A 17,684-nucleotide genomic window follows, 5' to 3' on the forward strand; every position below is an offset into this window, starting at 1 on the left:
AAAATGCAAAAAATAAGAAAGTCCACACATCAAATTGACATTCTGTTTCTACCTCATTCTAAGATCATAAAAGCCTTCATATCTTCCAAAAAAGAAAAGCGAACCGAAGTTCGCTTTTACCATTTTAACATCCTGTATCTTCATATTCCAAACTTCCATCTATCGGACATGGAATCGAACACGATTGAGTGATCAAAATCGGAAAAGATCTTCCTCTTGGTGTAAAAACACAAGCGCAACAATCTCCAAAAAACGGAAATCCACCTCCATGAATTGATTGCTGCTCTTTTTTGTTTAATTTCTTGGTGTTTTCGATGTTTAAGATTTTTTTCAGCATACTATAAAATTAATTTGTGAATACATTAAAGGTAAAGAACACCTTGCCTATTTAACCTCATTTTTACTGAAAATCAGACAAATACTTCCTCATTTTAATAAAAATAGGTCTTCGTTATTGCTACTTTTAATCTTTCTTGTAGTATACCAATGTAGACTCATTAACAAAAAGAAATCGCCCAAACAAGATTTCTCCTGTAGAGCGATTTCCAACTAAATAACCAACCAAAAAGTTTATATTGTTTAGCGCGATCCTTACTTTTATTTTACAAGCTTTCTAAGTTTAAAATCGGCCTTTTTTAATCTCTTCGTTTCGTTTTGTATCTTCTTACCTGTGGTCGAATTTTTGAAAAGTAAATGACCTCTACCTTTAAAATGATATACAGTTCCAGAATTTGGATGATACAATTCTATTTTACTATCATTGATAACGGATAATTCGAAGTATTCATTGCCCAGATAGTCGTAATCAAGTGTTAAAATTTTCCTATAAAAATTATTAGCGATATCATTCACTTCATAATACCCGGTATAATCGTAATAAATATCATCGATCGGAATCCCTACAGCATCCTGTGAGCTGTTAAAATTATCTCCTGCACCGTAGTACAAAAACTGAAGGTAATTCTCTTCATCAAATTCGTTTAACACCCCATATTCACTGGTGTATACCTTTTCCCAAACCTCATACTCTTGTAAGAAATAGTGAATGTTGTCATAAAACACTCGATCATAATCAAAAGTGCTTCTTTGATGGCCTATTAGATAGTATCGTGTGTTTGACACTCGATCATACAATTCGATTTCATTGCTAGATAATTGACTCACCACCAACTCGTATCTTCCATCAATATCATGAGTAATATCCACTTCCATACGGAAAGTATCATAGTACCCAACATCCAATCCAAATCCACCTCCATTATCTCCTATTCCCACCAAATTGTTATTTGCATAAAACGTACCTCCACGGAAAGAAACTGTGAATGCTTTCTGCAGGAAAGGAATTTCACCATTACCCTGGGTACGTTCGATATCAACATACCAAATTTCATAATCTCCTAAAAGGTCATACAAACTAATTGTAGGTTCCTCGATAAAAACATCTTCTTCAATCACCACCTCTGCCACACATGATGTAAATAACATAGAACCTAAAATAAGAACCGAAAGTAATTTTAACGTCTTCATAAGCTGTGAATTTTGAATTTCACTAATTCGAAAACCAAAACATGTGCCAAACTCATATCTATTTGATTATCAATCTTTTATTTTGAATTCTATTTTACTTATTTTTGACCCAATAATCTTATTTATGGAAAGCAGTCCGAAATTTGCAGTTATTGGTGGTGGTAGTTGGGCCACTGCTATTGTAAAAATGTTAACCGAAAATCTAGACGAGATCGGGTGGTATATGCGTAGCACATATGCTTTGGAACATTTAAAAAGACAACAACACAACCCGAATTATCTGAGCTCGGTTGAGTTTAAACTAGAGCAATTAAAGTTGACCAATGATATTAACGAAGCAGTAGCTTATGCGGATTACGTCATCTTTGCTATTCCTTCTGCTTTTTTGCATAGTGAGCTGGAAAAACTTACTGCCTCGCTAGAAAACAAGGTGATCTTTTCGGCAATCAAAGGTATTGTTCCCGAAACTGGATTGATAGTAGGAGAGCATTTTCATGACATTTATAATATCCCTTTTAATAATATTGGTGTGATTACAGGACCCTGTCATGCCGAAGAGGTAGCGCTCGAGCGTCTTTCTTATCTAACTATAGCCAGCAACGACGAAGAAAAAGCTACCATCATGGCCAATCACCTAAGTAGTTATTACATCAAATGTAAAACGAGCGATGATATCATAGGTACCGAGTATGCCGCTGTATTAAAAAACATCTATTCGGTAGCTGCAGGAATTGCACATGGACTGGGTTATGGGGACAATTTTCAGAGTGTATTGATGAGTAATGCCATTCGTGAGATGAAGCGTTTCATTAAAAAAGTCCATAAGATGAAGCGTAATATTAACAATTCGGCTTATCTGGGAGACTTATTGGTGACCGGATATTCTATTTTTTCGCGTAATCGAATGTTTGGGAACATGATTGGTAAAGGATATACCGTAAAAAGCGCACAAATGGAGATGAATATGGTCGCCGAAGGATACTATGCAGCAAAAACCGCCTACGAATTGGATGCCACCAAAAAGACAAGAACCCCAATTATTGATGCAGTTCACGATGTTTTGTACGAAAACAAAAATCCAAAAAAAGTATTTAAGAAATTAGCTGAAAAGCTAGATTAATTATGCTTATCTTCATTGCTCAGCTATTTTAGTCTTTGACCTATGAAGCATCTTATTGAAACTTTTTACACGGCGCTTAATAATCGTGATGCAGATACCATGATTTCCTGTTATCATGATGATGTTGAATTTGAGGATCCCGGATTCGGAAAATTATATGGGGATCGCGCCAAAGGAATGTGGCAAATGCTCTGCAAGAATGGAACGGATCTGAAGGTAGAATTCTCAAAAGTTGAAGCCGATGAAGAGAAGGGATCCGCACATTGGGAAGCATGGTATACCTTTAGCAAAACAGGAAGATCAGTTCATAACAGTATTGATGCTCAATTTGAGTTTAAAGACGGGAAAATTATAAAACATACGGATCATTTTAACCTGCACCGATGGGCTTCGCAAGCCATTGGATGGAAAGGAAAACTATTGGGTGGAACTGGATTTTTTCAGAAAAAACTCATCCACCAAACCAATCGATTACTGGATAAATTTATGACTTCCTGATACTCTACTTAAACACACAATGAATACATTAGAACTTACTTCTCCCCTAGTATCTGTTGATTGGTTAGCAGCACATTTGGATCATAAAGACCTCATCATTCTGGATGCTACCATCAAAAAAGTGACCAGTGACATCACAGAACGCTACCCGGAAGTTAAAATCAAAAACAGTCGTTTTTTTGATATCAAAAAGATGTTTTCGGATACCACTTCGGATATCCCAAATATGCTCCTATCACCAGAAAAATTTGCAGATGCTTGCCAACAATTGGGCATAAGCTCGCATCATAAGATTGTAGTATACGATAAAATCGGGATGTATTCCAGCCCAAGAGTTTGGTGGATGTTTAAAATTATGGGGCACTCACAAATAGCGGTTCTTAACGGAGGTCTTCCTGCCTGGCAAGAAAAAGATTTGCCTTGTGAACCAGAAGATGCATTACAAAAGGAGTATGCGCTAGGAAATTTTGAGGCCCATTTTAATCCTAAATTAGTAACCGCTGCAAGTGAAGTTTTGGAAGAGATGAATAACGAACAAACTGTTATTCTTGATGCTCGATCTTCTGGACGATTTAACGCTACCGAACCCGAACCCAGAGCAAGCTTAAAGGGAGGACATATTCCTAATTCGAAGAGTTTACCTTATAAACAGCTTTTGGAAAAAGGCATAATGAAATCCACCCCAGAATTAGAAAAGATTTTTTCAGATTTTAATATTGACAATAAAAAACTGATCTTTACCTGTGGATCCGGGATTACGGCTTGTATCCTTATGATGGCAGCAGAAATAGCTGGATATTCTAATCTATCTGTTTATGACGGATCCTGGAGTGAATGGGGACAGCTGGACGGTGTGCCTATTTCAGTTTAATTATCGAATACAATACCTACTTAATTACCTATGAAACATTTTTTTGCGTTGTTCTTTTCCTTGGTAATGGGATCCTTTGTTGGGATAGCCCAGAAAGCCCAATTTACCTTAGCCGATTTTTATACCGAAAATGCTGATTTGGATAAAGAAGTAGATTCTATATTCCATTCTCTTTCCGAAAAACAAAAAGTGGCGCAAATGATCATAAGCTGTACGGGAGAGTTAGGAAAGTCTGAAGCCACTGTAAAAAAACTAGCTCAAGATGATATTATCGGAGGAGTAGTATTTCTAAAAGGAAGTAAAAAAGAACATACTACTACCATAGATGAACTGAACACCATTTCAGAAAAAAACAAAACATTACCTCTTATCTTTAGTATGGACGCAGAGCCTAGTTTATTTGCCAGCAGGATAATGGGCGCCAAAAAAGTAGGAAAAACTATTGAAATCAAGACTGACACCCAATCGGATTCTGTAGTGGCTATCATTAATAACGAACTGAAAGCAATTGGGGTGCATCATAATTTTGCTCCGGTATTGGATATTAGCCCAAACAACGAGGCCATCAAATCCCGTAGTTATGGTAGCAACAAAGATTCTGTAATTAATTTGGCGAATCGCTTTATCAAATGTACTCAGGAGGGTGGTATTATCGCTACAGCGAAGCACTTTCCTGGCCATGGGTTAGTCAAAGGAGATACTCATAAACAAAGTGTATATATTGATGGCCCATTACAAGAAATCGATAACTACAAGCCTATTATTGCCGATGGGGTATTGTCGATAATGATTGCACATATCACGGTAGTAAATAATGACCTTTTTGGTACCGATGGGCTTCCGTCGAGTTGTTCCCGAAGAATTGTAACCGATCTTCTAAAAGACGGGATGTGCTTTGAAGGGATTATCGTTTCTGATGCCTTGAATATTATGAAAGCAGTAACTATTCTGGACAATGCTCCGCTTCAAGCTTCAAAAGCTGGGTGCGATATGATCCTCATGCCTCAAGACGAAAGAAAGACCATGAATTCAATTCTTGCCGAAATCAAAAAGGATGCTACATATCAACAACAGGTTATGGAATCGGTAAGAAAAATTCTACGATTAAAAATCTGTGCAGGTATCATTTAAAAACTTAACATCATGGCAACATCACAAGGACTGGCTTTATGGCATCAATTTGTAGAAGAAAGAAATACGGCTGGGTTAGATCAGCTTATAGCCGATGATGCTGTTTTACATTCTCCAGTGGTTTGGACACCACAAAAAGGTAAAATGATCGTAAGCCTCTACCTTACTGCCGCTGCTACGATAATTGCTACACCTCATTTTAAATATGTAAGAGAAATTACCAATAGTGAACATGCCATTTTGGAGTTTGTCACCGAAATCGATGGCATTACCGTAGAAGGTGTAGATATGCTAACTTTTGATGACGAGGGTAAATTAAAAGATATCAAAGTGATGATCCGCCCTCTAAAAGCAATTCAAATTGTGCATCAAAAAATGGGTGAATTTTTGGGAAGCAAATCATAACATTTTCTTTAACCTATTCAAACCTTTTTTAATTATTTTGTGATCAGTTTAGGAATACAGCCTAAATACTATTAACCAATAAACTTAGATAAATGAATCACAAAAGGGTCAAAAAAGACATAAGTCTTTTTACATGGGTATGCGCAATATTTTTACTTCTCTCTATTTGCGCCAGTTGCGAAAATGAAGCGGATTTTGAAACAGAATCAAACGCACCAATTATTACAGAAAACTTTGAAAAACCAGAATTGGCGTTTCCGAAAGCTTCTGGAATACAAAAGCAAATTCGAATCGGAAAACAGACCTTGCATGTAGAGCAAATTGAGAACAATCTGGTTTTCGAAGGGGATATTTTGATCTCTAACAACCAACTAGGAACTAAAAGTGTCGGTAGAAGCAATCTTGCACGAAGATGGCCAAATAATACAGTTTATTATGCGATCGAGACAGGATTACCTAATCAAGCCAGAGTGACTAATGCCATTGCACATTGGCAAAACAACACTCCCCTGCGATTTGTTGCTCGTACTAATCAACCAGATTATATCTATTTTAAAAAAGGTTCTGGTTGTTCTTCTTTTGTTGGGCGAGTTGGAGGTCGACAAGACATCAATCTGGCTGATGGCTGCTCTACAGGAAATACCATCCATGAGATTGGTCACGCTATTGGTCTTTGGCACGAACAAAGCAGAAAGGATAGAGATAGCTATGTCACTATCAATTTTGGAAACATTCAAGCAGGAAGAGAACATAATTTCAGAACTTATGTACAGCAGGGTCAAGACGGAGCAGAGTATACTTCTACTTTGGATTTTGGTAGTATCATGATGTACGGACCTTATTTTTTCTCAAGTAATAATCAGCCTACAATTACCAAAAAAGATGGTAGTACTTATTCTATCCAGAGGAATGCTTTATCTGCAGATGACAAACTGGGGGTTTTGAGAATGTATCCAAACATAGGACTAGGTAGTTTTGATATGGCTAGTTCCAAAGATCTATCCGTATCGCTGGATTATAATGGAGATGGTTATGAAGACGTAATTAATTATCGCCCGGGAAACAAAGTATTTTATCTACAACGTAATGATAAAAATGGAAAATTTACCTCCGTTGTGCGAAGTCATAATGGCGTCGCTGGATATGACCTTGCAAGTTCCAGAGACCGAATCATAGCCCTGGACTATAATGGAGATAATAAAGATGATATCATTATTTATCGCCCTGGAAACAAAATTGCATTCTTACTTCGATCCAATGGTAATGGTACATTTACGGCGGTATATAAAAGTTGGAACGGATTTCAGGGATATGATCTGGCAGTAACTACCGATAAAATGGTTGCTTTGGATTATAACGGAGACGGAAAAGATGAAGTGATGTGTTTCCGACCAGGAAAAAGTGTGTTTTTCTTATACCGTTCAAACGGAACCGCAACCTTTCAAAAAATGATTGATGCCAGATCTGGTTTTGGTGGTTTTGATCTTAAAAGCGCAAATGACAACGCTATTGCCTTAGATTATAATAAAGATGGAAAAGATGATATTGGATTTTACAGACCCGGCTCAAAAGTATTCTTCTTATTAAAATCTAATGGAAACACTACTTTTTCTACTCCTATCAAAAGTTTTAATGGTATTGCCAGTTTTGATTTAGCTAGAAGTAATGATCGCTTGGTAACCTTAGACTATAATAATGATGGTTATGAGGATATTGTGGCATATCGACCTGGGAGCAGAGTTTTTTATCTGAATAGAGCAAATAGCAATGGTTCATTTACCAGCGTAATACGAAGTCATAGTGGAATCATGGGATACGATTTGGCTTCGGGTCTAGACAAAATAATAAGTTTGGATTATAATAAGGATGGAAGATCAGACATTTTATGTTACCGCCCAGGAAGTAGGGTTGTGTACTACGGTCGTTCTAATGGTAGCACTTTTATCAGAGAGTATTAGCATAATCTTTTAAGATAAACAGCATAAAATAGAGAAGAGTATTTTATACTGCTCTTCTTTGTTTTTTATAATACTGATCAAACCACTTCAAAAAGTTTACCTGGTAATGGTTTCACTACTCCTTTTAGTTCCATATTCAACAACATTGAAGCTAATTGAGAGGTAGGAATCTGACACTCCAGAGCAATAACATCCAGCAGCTCTTTTCCATGTTGATGTAAGTAATTATAAATTTTTTGCTCTTCACCTTCCAGCTCTACAAACAATTGTTTCTGAACAATAGGTTGTGTCTTTTCTTCGAGTTCCCAGTTGAGCATGTAAATTAAATCTGCAGCGCTAGTGAGCATATGCGCTTGTTGTGTTTTGATCAACATATTACAACCTGTACTTTGGGGATCGCTTGCACGACCAGGTACCGCGAACACCTCTCTATTGTAGGAGTTGGCGATATCTGCAGTTACCAGAGAACCCCCTTTGCCAGCACTTTCTATGACTACAGTGGCTTCACTTAGCCCAGCAATAATTCGATTACGGCCTAAAAAGTTTTTACGATCAAAAGTATCTGTACTCCAAAAATCGGTAAAAAAGCCTCCATTCTCTTCGATTTGTGCCATATACTTTTTGTGTGCTTTGGGATAAACTTGATTGAGACCATGCGCTAAACAACCGATGGTCTGTAACCCATGTTTTACAGCAGCTCGTTGTGCAGTAATATCTACACCATAGGCAAATCCAGAAACAATTACCGGATCTATTGGTGCTAAGTTTTCTATCAATTCTTCGCAAAACTGTACCCCATATCTTGTTACTTTGCGGGTGCCAACGATACTCAACATCTTCTTTTGTTTGATATCGATATTGCCTCGACTAAACAAAACCACTGGACCATCTATACAATGCTTTAACCGATCCGGATATGCTTCCTGATCATAAGTCACATAATTAATATGCTGATCTTGAATAAACTTCAATTCATTTTCGGCATCCCGTTGATGTTTAGGGTCCTTTAAATTTTTGATTTTCGCTTTTCCTATACCGTCAATTTTTAACAAGTTATCCACTTTTTCTGTGAATATCTCTTCTGGAGTTCCGATTTCTCTAATCAATTTTTTGATAGAACTATCCCCTAGATTGGGTACTTTTTTAAGCGCTAGTAGTGCTAAGAGTTTTTCGTTGGACATCTAATGATTTGTATATCAATGCAAGAAACAAAAAAAATTAAAACTGTTGATAAATTCATTCGTTCCAGCGCTCACGATTTTCATTTTTTTATACCTTTGAGTTAACTAACCATTGGCTGTACATGCAGCATTTTTAGAAGGGGGCAAATGAACAACACGGCAAAATACATCAGTGAATTATTATATCGTTACGAATGTGTAATCCTACCTGGTTTTGGAGCATTTTTAACCAGACGAGAATCTGCTTCAATTCAGGAAACTACTCATTCATTTTACCCTCCTAAAAAGAGCATTTCTTTTAATCGTCAATTACAGAACAATGATGGGTTATTAGCGAATTATATTGCTGCTGCCGAAGGTATTTCGTATACAGATGCCGTTGCCAAGTTACAACGCTATGCGTTATCCCTTAGAGATAAAATGGCGTTAGGAAAACGTGTTGAGCTAGAAGGTATTGGTGCTTTCTTTACTTCTGTAGAAAATACTATCCAGTTTGAGCCAACTCAAGATGTAAATTACCTTACTGAAGCTTTTGGTATGCAAAGCTTTGTTTCTCCTAATATAGAAAGAGAAATCCCAATCCAAAGGGAAGTGTATAAAGAAGAAGTGGAAGCTATAGAAGAAACTACTCCTATTGCATTTACTCCCGAGAAAAGACAAGAACGTCCTTATTTACAGTATGCAGCAGTTGCAGCTATTGTTATAGGTCTTGGTGGTTTTTTTGGATTGAAACAAATTAGCAATAATACCATTAGCCATAACAATCAGGAATGGGTAAAAGCAAATCAGGAAATTGAGAACACCATTCAAGAAGCTACGTTCGAGATTTCAAATCCGCTACCAGCCATCAGCTTGAATCTAACTAAAGAAGAGAATAGCGCCGAGGAAAGTGTTGCGGATACCTCTGTCCCTGTTTCTGATGATGCAACTGCAGGAAACTTTCATATCGTTGCGGGAGCCTTTAGAATTGCTTCAAACGCAGATAAGAAAGTACAACGACTAAAAGAACAAGGTTTTGATGCCCGTCTTATTGGGGTTAATAAATATGGACTTCACCAGGTAGTATACGCCAGCTACGCGAATAGATTAGATGCCTTAAAAGCGCTTCGAAAAATCAAGAATGAACAAAGTCCTAAGGCTTGGTTACTGGTTCAGAATTAAAATTTCGAAAAACGTACTTTTCATCATAAGCTTTACATCATCATTATTTTACTAATGATTGCTCCTATTTGTTTACGAATCTTCTTTTCTAAACCCTAAAAGTTTTTCAAAATCTCAAACCTTGCTTAAGTGGTGTAAATCACTTTTGGCCAGCGAAATAGTGTAAGTTCTTTTTACGTGATTATCTTTGCCAAAAATTTTATTGTTTATGGAAGCTCGATATCCTTCAGAATCGTTAACCACACTTACGGACTTAGTTTTACCAGGAGAGACCAATCCCTTGAATAATCTATTTGGAGGGGAATTACTTGCCCGTATGGACCGTGCGGCAGGAATTGCAGCTGGGAGACACTCTAGAAGAATTGTAGTAACCGCTTCTGTAAACCATGTAGCATTTAATCAAGCAATCCCTTTGGGTAGTGTGGTTACTGTGGAAGCGAAAGTATCCAGAGCATTTACCTCGTCTATGGAAGTGATTATCGACGTATGGGTAGAAGACCGACAAAGTGGTGATCGTACCAAGGTAAACGAAGCCATTTATACCTTTGTAGCAGTAAATGAGACTGGAAGCCCAGTTCCTGTGCCTCCTATACAACCACAAACTGATCTGGAAAAGCAACGTTATGAAGCAGCGTTACGTCGCAAGCAATTGAGCTTGGTATTGGCCGGAAAGATGAAACCAGATGATGCTACAGAACTTAAGGCACTATTCATTTAATACCTCATTATTAGATTACTTAAATCTATCTTAAAGTCGAGAAAATAGCATTTCCTTTTGACCATTTTTATCTATCTTGATAAGGACAATAGGAACTTCTAGATGAAGAAACAACACAAAATAACTATATCGGTATACATCACTTTGGTTGGGTTTATCCTGATGCTTGCGCTATTTATACGATATCGATATTTTGGAGCCGAAGATGTATACAGTTATCTTTCTCTGGTGTTTACTTCGCTTACTGAAACACTTTCGCCCTCTTGCTAGTTGAGGAAAAGATTACATTCGATAAATCCATTGGTGAGGATTTAATCGCTTAGCATTTTGATAAATTAAGAACTTCATGATTGCCCTTCCTGTTGTTGGATTTGTTCTAACTTCGCCTATAGACTGTTTTGTGGTAACCTTCTGGCCTTCCTTTACAGAAATATTATGCAGATTATAATAGGTAGTAATGTAGTTACCATGTCGGATTTGCACCAATCGACTTGCTCCCTTCAATTTTTGAATGGCTATTACTTCTCCCTCAAAAATTGCTCTGGCGCGTTCACCTGATCTTGTTTCAATTTCCACACCACTACTATTGATCTGGATATTGGGTAAGGTAGGATGTGGTTGTCGACCATATTTTTTGGTTAGTCTACCAGTACCTACTGGCCAAGGTAGTTTTCCTTTGTTGGATGTAAAATTATCGGCTAGTATTTTGGCTTCGGCGGTCATCGCAAAAGTAGTAGCTGTACCTTTTTTGGCTACCTTATTCCCAGCTTTTTTGTTGGCCCGAGCAATGGCCTCACGAATTAATTTTTCGATTTGCTTATCAATCGCACTGGCGCGCTCCTGTTTCTTTTTGATTTGTTTCGTATAGACACCTTGCTTCTTTTTGATAGAAGCCATGAGCACCTGTTGTTCTTTCTTCTCTCCCTTTAATTTTTCTTGTGCTTCTCGATTTTCGCTAATCAAGGTCTCTTTATCCTCTTTTTGTTTAGATAGGTTTCGATTTAATTGCTGAAGCTCCATAGTGTTCTTTTCGATACGATCTGCCTGCTCTTTTCGATGTTCATTGTACTGCTTCATGTATTGCAATCGCTTATAGGCTTGCGTAAAATTGGAGGATGACAACAAAAACATAATCCTGCTTTGGTGCGACTTACTTTTGTAAGATTTCTTGACCATATTGGCGTAGTCTTCTTTCAGCACCTTTAATTCATTGCGATAAGTATCAATTTTATTTAGATTACTATTGATTTCTCTGGTCAGTAAATTGGTTTGTTGATTGGTGATCTTAATCAGGTTTTGGCGCGTGCTTATCTGTGCAGAAATAGATTCCACCTCATCCAGAACGGATAACTCTTTTACTTTATTCTCTTCTCGCAAACGTCTCATTTGCTCAATTTCCTGACGCAAACGTTGCCGTTCTTCTTCAAGTTTCTGTTGTTTGGTGCTTTGGGCGTACATAGGTACCACACACAATAGCAATACAACAACACTTATAAATCGCAATACTTTCATTAAATACTGATTTCCTTGGACCCTGATGGTATTTTAAACGGAAAACTTACGCGAGCATTGTAATCTACTGCTCTATATTCTACATCAATTATGGTAGTATCGTCGCCTTCTACCGCTTCGATGATGATTCTTTTGGGGAAATCCTGATTTCCTATCTTTTGATAACCCTGATATTTGATGGATAAATCTCGGTTTTCGGCAGGTTGTTTCAACTTTTGCTCTGCCATCTTAAAATTACCCGGGTCGACAAGAAATAATCGCTCAAAAAGCACGAAATCAGTTTTAGGTTTTAATAGATAAGACCCTTCGTCTATACTGGTTTTATATTTGTCCTCTCTAAGATTAAATAATGCCTGCCCTAATAAGAGTTGTTGCACCTTGTCAAAATCCAGATCGGTGCCCAACCATTCACTTAGCAATTGGAAATCTCCTTCGAAATGAGAGTTTTCGATTTTTTCGTAGTAACTTACCTTATCTGGAGTGATTAGTGCTTTTGCCAAGGTAATTCCCAACATTTTGACACTTACCCATATTACTTTGTCCTTTTCAATTCTTAAGGTGGCTGTTGGGCTTACACCACGTTTACCATCGTCGTATTTTACTTTTATCCTAGCATTAAGAGTTTCGAAGTTGAAAGAGCGGTTATAGTGATTGGCAATCACCTTTTCTGCACTTAGTTTTTTGACCTTGGTAGTATTTGCAGTTTTTGTTCCTTTACACGAATACAGAAAGAATAACGAGAAACATAAAAGATAGCATATTTTGTTCATCAACTATTATGATTTTTTCTGAAGCTGAATAGCCTTTTGCATATATTCTGAAGCTTTATTTTCGTCTCCGAGTTTTTGATAGGCTTCACTAATTTGTTTATAAAAATCGGATTCCATCTTCGAATCATCGATCACATAATCGATTCCGGTAGTCAAAATTTCAATCGCAGCATCTGCTTTTTCTAATTGCAATAGCGACACTCCGTTCACCAAATAAAAGATTGGTTGTGCAGGATACATTTCTAAGGCCAATTCACTCCCGCTTTCCGCTTTTTGATAGCGTTTTAAATCCAATTGTAAAAGTAATATCCGTTTTAGCAATCCAAAGTCATTAGCGTTCGCTTTGATTCCTCTTTCATAAAAATTAAGCGCTTGTTCTTTCTGATCTTTTTTATAGTAAAAGTGGCCTAATTCTGTAAATACCTTAACACCATTACCATCACCAGAAAGTGCATTCATTACTATAGTCAGCTCACTTTCATATTCTGGATTGGTATTGATAAACTGCAAAAAGTCGCTCACCACCTTATACTTTGCCTCGGTGTCTACTTTACTGCTCTTTAGTGTAATCTCCATAGAGCGAATGGCCTCTTTGGTTTGTCCTTTTTCCAAATAAAACTTGTACAAAGACAGGTGTGCCAAATCTGACTTCGGTACTTTTTTCAAAAGGCGTTTAGCGGTTTCGAATGCCTTTTCCTTTTGATTGTCCTGGCTATACATATAGATCAGATTCAAATAGTTCTGTTCTACTTTGGGCTTTTCTTTGATTTGTTGTTCAAGTCTACTAATCTGATTTGAAGGATCGGTAATCTTTAAAGCAATTCGTTTCCGGAGTTGAAGCCGATACGTATCAATCCCATACTCTTCATTCAATTCATCCAGCACTCTAAGCGCATCATCATAGCGTTTTTCGATGTAGTAAAGATTAGCTAACTGCTCTTTGAACATACTATTATATACCACCAATTTTTCTACAACTTCTACCGACTCTTTATATTTCTGCTCTTTGAAATACACCTCATACAAAAGCTCTAGCACAAATCGATCGTCTGGTTTTTCTTCTAATACCTTCTTGAAATTGGATTCTGCCTGTTCGTAGAGTTTAAGCTCAAGATAATTTTTACCTAGTTCGAGATATAAAAAATTAGGCGAAGGATCTAACTCTATACATTTTTCTAAAGCCTTGATTGCTTTATCGTAGTTAGTGATCGCTTTTTGTTTTAGCGCTTCAAAGAAATTCTCCTGGAATTCGTCAGAAACATTTCCCAGATCATCAATATTTACTTCCTGCTTGGGCTCAATTTCCTGAGCCAAAACAACAGCGCTGCCCCATCCAAAGGACAAACAAAATAAGCAAATACAGATCCTTCGTTTCATCACAAATCCATCTTAAACTATTAACGCTTCACAAATTATTCCAAAACGGAATAATCTCCAATACTAATGGTCGAGAATTTTCCGTCGTAAACTACGTGATTACCAACCATAGCATTGTCTAAGTTAGCATTTTTTATTGTAGTTTTCGTTTGCACCAAGCTATTTTTAATTGTGGTATTTTCCACTGTACAGTCATTTCCAATAGATACGTTTGGTCCAACCGTTGTATTTCTTAAAGTTACATTTTCTCCAATGTAACAAGGTTCAATAATTGTTGCGTTTTCTTGAGTAACCGAATCGCTTACCAAATTTTCGCCATCTTTTTGCAAAAAACCTAGCATTCTAGAATTGGTTTCTACGGTTACATTTTTGTTGCCACAGTCCATCCATTCGTCGACTTTTCCGGTAACAAAAACTTTTCCATCGGCCATCATTCTTTTGATACCATCGTTTATCTGATATTCTCCTCCATGAATAATGTTGTTGTCCAATACATATTGCAATTCATTTTTTAGCACACCAACATCCTTAAAATAATAGATTCCTATTACAGCTAAATCCGATACAAATTCTTTAGGTTTTTCTACTAATTCTGTAATATGACTTTGCTCGTTTAGTTTTACTACTCCATATGCTTCAGGTTGATCCACTTGTTTTACCCAAATAACCGAATCTGCATCTTTATCCAGATTAAAATCTGCGCGAATCAACGTATCTGCATAAGCGATAACTGCTGGCCCTGATAAAGAATCTTTTGCACACATAATTGCATGTCCGGTTCCCAGAGGCTGATCTTGTCTATAAATAGAAGCCTTTGCCCCCAGACTTTCTGCCAACTCTGTTAAACTAGCTACCACATCATCTCCAAAAAAGGCAGGATCTCCCAATACAAAAGCAATCTCCTCGACTGGTTCTCCCAAAACTTTGGCAATGTCGGATACCAATCGATGAACGATAGGTTTTCCTGCAACAGGGATTAAAGGTTTAGGAACAGTTAAGGTATGAGGTCTTAGTCTTGAACCTCTTCCTGCCATAGGTACAATGATCTTCATGTGTTATTGTTTTGTATGATATTGGTTAATTTTTTCTTTTCTTTTTATTTCACTCCTGTGCTTCCAAAGCCTCCTTCTCCTCTAGAGGTTTCAGATAATTCGGTTACTTCTATCCATTCTGCACGTTCGTGTTTAGCAATTACTAACTGAGCAATTCTCTCCCCATTTTCAATGGTAAAATTACTGTGAGACAAGTTGACTAATATCACTCCTATTTCTCCCCTATAATCTGCATCTATAGTTCCTGGAGCATTCAGTACCGTGATTCCTTTTTTTGCCGCCAATCCACTTCTTGGCCTTACTTGCGCCTCATACCCTACTGGCAATTCGATAAACAATCCTGTTTTGATAATAGCTCGATCCAAAGGCGCTAATGTAACAGGCTCTTCTATATTTGCTCTTAGGTCCATTCCTGCAGACGCAATAGTTTCGTAATTAGGAAGATCATGGGATGATCTATTAATAATTTTGATTTGCATAGATATTAGTAAAATTGCTAATGGCCTTTAGTTGACCTTACTTTTTTAAAATTTGTTTCAATTCCCTTCTTTCAGAGGCGTACAAAATTACTAAAAACAGTACGAACAACGGGATAGAAATCAAATAATTGCTGTCGAAAATATAAAAGGATACTGCCGAAAAACTTATAGATAGAAGAAGATACACTCCAATCTTTCTAAGATTATACGGAATCGGATAATATTTTCGGCCAAAATACCAGGATAGAGTCATCATCGTTCCGTATGCTGCCAGGGTAGCGATCGCAGAACCGAGATAACTATATTGCGGAATCAAGGCAAAATTAAGAATAAGCGTTACCAAAGCCCCTACTATAGAAATGTAGGCTCCAAATTTGGTTCTATCTGTAATTTTATACCATACCGAAAGATTATGGTAGATCCCAAGGCAAAGATTAGCCAACAAAATAATAGGTACTACAATCATAGCTTCCCAATACTCTGGATTTTTGATCATAAATGCTTTCAGCAGATCAGAAAATGTGATAACTCCGATCAGAATTACACATCCAAAAATCACAAAATACTGTGTGATCTGCGCATAGGTTTTGGGAGCGTTCTTCTCTTTGGCATGGCTAAAAAAGAAGGGCTCTATTCCCATCCTGAAAGCGGTTGCAAACAAGGTCATAAACAAGGCCAGTTTATAGCAGGCTGCATAGGCTCCAGAATCAAACAATCCTTCTTTCTCTCCCAATATCCATTCTAACAAGATTTTATCGAAATGCTCATTGATCGCAAATGCCAATCCCGAGATCAGTATTGGGAAACCGTAGCCCAACATCTTTTGCCATAATTCTTTGTCAAAACGATACTTGATTTTAAGATAGAAAGGCAACATCAATAGCAGGGTAACCCCACTAGCAATTGCATTGGAAAGGAATATGTACTGTACCTGGAAATCTTCAATATAAATTTCCTGAAACATCTCAGATTGAGAAGCAAGATCTTTAAGAAAGATCAGGAAAAACACGTTCAAAGAAGCATAAATGACCACATTAATAATCTTAATGATTGCATAACGCATCGGTCTTTCCATAGCCCTTAAATGCGCAAAAGGAATGATCACTAAAGTGTCTAATGCCAAAATCCATATCACATATCTCAAAAATTCTGTTTCTACACCTATCAAGGACGCTATTTGATCTTGAGCCAAAATGGTAATAAGTACAAAAATGGCTGTAGAAAATACAATGGATATTGCAGAAGTACTTGTAACCTTGCTTTTAAATTTATCGAGATTCAAAAATCGAAAAAACGAGGTTTCCATACCATAAGCAAGCACCACATTAAAAACAATAATCCAGGAAAACAAAATAGTAACACGGCCGTAGGCAATGGGGCCATCTAAATATTTGGTATGAACGATCACCAAAAGAAAAGACAACATTCTAGGTAGAACCGTTGCCAATCCATAAATAAACGTTTGCTTAAATAACTTCTGAAAGATACTCAATGTGTGGTATTACTTTTTCTCTTGAATATTTGCTATCTTAAAATGACTTTGCACACCGTCTTTGATGTAACTAATTACACACTCATTACCTTTAAGTTGAAAAGGGATTCTTTCTATTCCTGGCGGTAGCGTATTATTAAATTCTTCCTTTGGATCAGAGCTCATCACCATATCTTTGTTTTCTCCTTTTGGCAGGGTGTATTTCCCTACATATACCGAGGTTCCTTCTTCCTTACTAAGTGCAATTTTTTTGAACTTAAAATATGCATGTTCTAATTGTATTGTCGAAGCTTCATCAACAGGAATATAAAGCGTCAATCCCCTTTCATCATCAGTATTCCATCTTTCAAAATACGGGTTTTCAACTTTTACAGGTGCGATCTTATCCATTTTCTGACTACTTGCGCATTGTATACATAGAGGGCATATTAC

The 17,684-nt window shown here is 37.0% G+C and carries 19 protein-coding genes; 9 read left to right on the top strand and 10 right to left on the bottom strand.

Features of this window, described 5'->3' with window-relative positions:
• Positions 1–124: 124 nt before the first annotated feature.
• On the bottom strand, positions 125–337 hold the full coding sequence (locus BUE24_RS10345) for a hypothetical protein (protein ID WP_073315947.1): 213 nt from the start codon (positions 335–337) through the stop codon (positions 125–127).
• A 260-nt stretch (positions 338–597) separates the two neighbouring features.
• Entirely contained in the window at positions 598–1,527 is a 930-nt protein-coding gene (locus tag BUE24_RS10350) for a nicotinic acid mononucleotide adenyltransferase (RefSeq protein ID WP_073315948.1), read from the bottom strand.
• 124 nt (positions 1,528–1,651) lie between these two features.
• Between BUE24_RS10350 and BUE24_RS10355 the strand changes: the two genes are divergently transcribed.
• The 6 genes from BUE24_RS10355 (at position 1,652) to BUE24_RS10380 (ending at position 7,510) form a co-directional block, all read left to right on the top strand.
• A complete protein-coding gene (locus BUE24_RS10355; RefSeq protein ID WP_073316199.1) occupies positions 1,652–2,647 on the top strand; it encodes an NAD(P)H-dependent glycerol-3-phosphate dehydrogenase in 996 nt (331 codons plus the stop codon).
• 42 nt (positions 2,648–2,689) lie between these two features.
• Entirely contained in the window at positions 2,690–3,145 is a 456-nt protein-coding gene (locus BUE24_RS10360) for a nuclear transport factor 2 family protein (RefSeq protein WP_073315949.1), read from the top strand.
• Positions 3,146–3,164: 19 nt separating this feature from the next.
• Entirely contained in the window at positions 3,165–4,016 is an 852-nt protein-coding gene (locus BUE24_RS10365; protein WP_073315950.1) for a sulfurtransferase, read from the top strand.
• Between the two features lie 30 nt (positions 4,017–4,046).
• A complete protein-coding gene (locus BUE24_RS10370) occupies positions 4,047–5,147 on the top strand; it encodes a glycoside hydrolase family 3 N-terminal domain-containing protein (protein WP_084549485.1) in 1,101 nt (366 codons plus the stop codon).
• Positions 5,148–5,159: 12 nt separating this feature from the next.
• The gene (locus BUE24_RS10375; RefSeq protein WP_073315952.1) at positions 5,160–5,552 is read left to right on the top strand and encodes a nuclear transport factor 2 family protein; all 393 of its coding nucleotides are present in this window, start codon (positions 5,160–5,162) and stop codon (positions 5,550–5,552) included.
• Positions 5,553–5,644: 92 nt separating this feature from the next.
• Positions 5,645–7,510, top strand: a complete 1,866-nt coding sequence (locus BUE24_RS10380) for a M12 family metallopeptidase (RefSeq protein WP_073315953.1) — start codon at positions 5,645–5,647, stop codon at positions 7,508–7,510.
• 77 nt (positions 7,511–7,587) lie between these two features.
• Here BUE24_RS10380 and dprA read toward each other — a convergent pair whose 3' ends face one another.
• A complete protein-coding gene (gene dprA, locus BUE24_RS10385) occupies positions 7,588–8,691 on the bottom strand; it encodes a DNA-processing protein DprA (RefSeq protein ID WP_073315954.1) in 1,104 nt (367 codons plus the stop codon).
• A 147-nt stretch (positions 8,692–8,838) separates the two neighbouring features.
• On the opposite strand from dprA, the gene BUE24_RS10390 reads away from it, so the two are divergent.
• The 3 genes from BUE24_RS10390 (at position 8,839) to BUE24_RS23935 (ending at position 10,840) form a co-directional block, all read left to right on the top strand.
• Complete coding sequence (locus BUE24_RS10390; protein ID WP_073315955.1) at positions 8,839–9,852, top strand: HU domain-containing protein; 1,014 nt, start codon at positions 8,839–8,841, stop codon at positions 9,850–9,852.
• A gap of 208 nt (positions 9,853–10,060) precedes the next feature.
• Positions 10,061–10,570, top strand: a complete 510-nt coding sequence (locus BUE24_RS10395) for an acyl-CoA thioesterase (RefSeq protein ID WP_073315956.1) — start codon at positions 10,061–10,063, stop codon at positions 10,568–10,570.
• 102 nt (positions 10,571–10,672) lie between these two features.
• Complete coding sequence (locus BUE24_RS23935) at positions 10,673–10,840, top strand: hypothetical protein (protein WP_170864585.1); 168 nt, start codon at positions 10,673–10,675, stop codon at positions 10,838–10,840.
• 12 nt (positions 10,841–10,852) lie between these two features.
• Here the strand turns inward: BUE24_RS23935 and BUE24_RS10400 are convergent, their stop codons facing one another.
• Genes BUE24_RS10400 through BUE24_RS10430 form a run of 7 tightly spaced genes read right to left on the bottom strand, consistent with a single transcriptional unit; the run spans position 10,853 to position 17,642 of the window.
• Complete coding sequence (locus BUE24_RS10400; protein ID WP_073315957.1) at positions 10,853–12,082, bottom strand: murein hydrolase activator EnvC family protein; 1,230 nt, start codon at positions 12,080–12,082, stop codon at positions 10,853–10,855.
• Positions 12,082–12,852, bottom strand: coding sequence for a lipoprotein insertase outer membrane protein LolB1 (gene lolB1, locus BUE24_RS10405; RefSeq protein ID WP_073315958.1), 771 nt, complete (start codon positions 12,850–12,852; stop codon positions 12,082–12,084). Before lolB1 ends, BUE24_RS10400 begins: the two co-directional genes overlap by 1 nt.
• A gap of 6 nt (positions 12,853–12,858) precedes the next feature.
• Positions 12,859–14,229, bottom strand: coding sequence for a tetratricopeptide repeat protein (locus BUE24_RS10410; protein WP_073315959.1), 1,371 nt, complete (start codon positions 14,227–14,229; stop codon positions 12,859–12,861).
• Between the two features lie 35 nt (positions 14,230–14,264).
• Positions 14,265–15,281 carry a sugar phosphate nucleotidyltransferase gene (locus BUE24_RS10415; RefSeq protein ID WP_073315960.1) on the bottom strand — a complete coding sequence of 339 codons (1,017 nt, stop codon included), beginning with the start codon at positions 15,279–15,281 and terminating at the stop codon, positions 14,265–14,267.
• A gap of 44 nt (positions 15,282–15,325) precedes the next feature.
• Complete coding sequence (dut, locus tag BUE24_RS10420; RefSeq protein WP_073315961.1) at positions 15,326–15,760, bottom strand: dUTP diphosphatase; 435 nt, start codon at positions 15,758–15,760, stop codon at positions 15,326–15,328.
• A gap of 37 nt (positions 15,761–15,797) precedes the next feature.
• On the bottom strand, positions 15,798–17,252 hold the full coding sequence (locus BUE24_RS10425) for an oligosaccharide flippase family protein (RefSeq protein ID WP_073315962.1): 1,455 nt from the start codon (positions 17,250–17,252) through the stop codon (positions 15,798–15,800).
• Positions 17,253–17,261: 9 nt separating this feature from the next.
• Positions 17,262–17,642, bottom strand: coding sequence for a hypothetical protein (locus BUE24_RS10430; protein WP_073315963.1), 381 nt, complete (start codon positions 17,640–17,642; stop codon positions 17,262–17,264).
• Positions 17,643–17,684: the final 42 nt, after the last annotated feature.

It is taken from the genome of Aquimarina spongiae (assembly GCF_900141785.1).
Lineage (GTDB): Bacteria > Bacteroidota > Bacteroidia > Flavobacteriales > Flavobacteriaceae > Aquimarina > Aquimarina spongiae.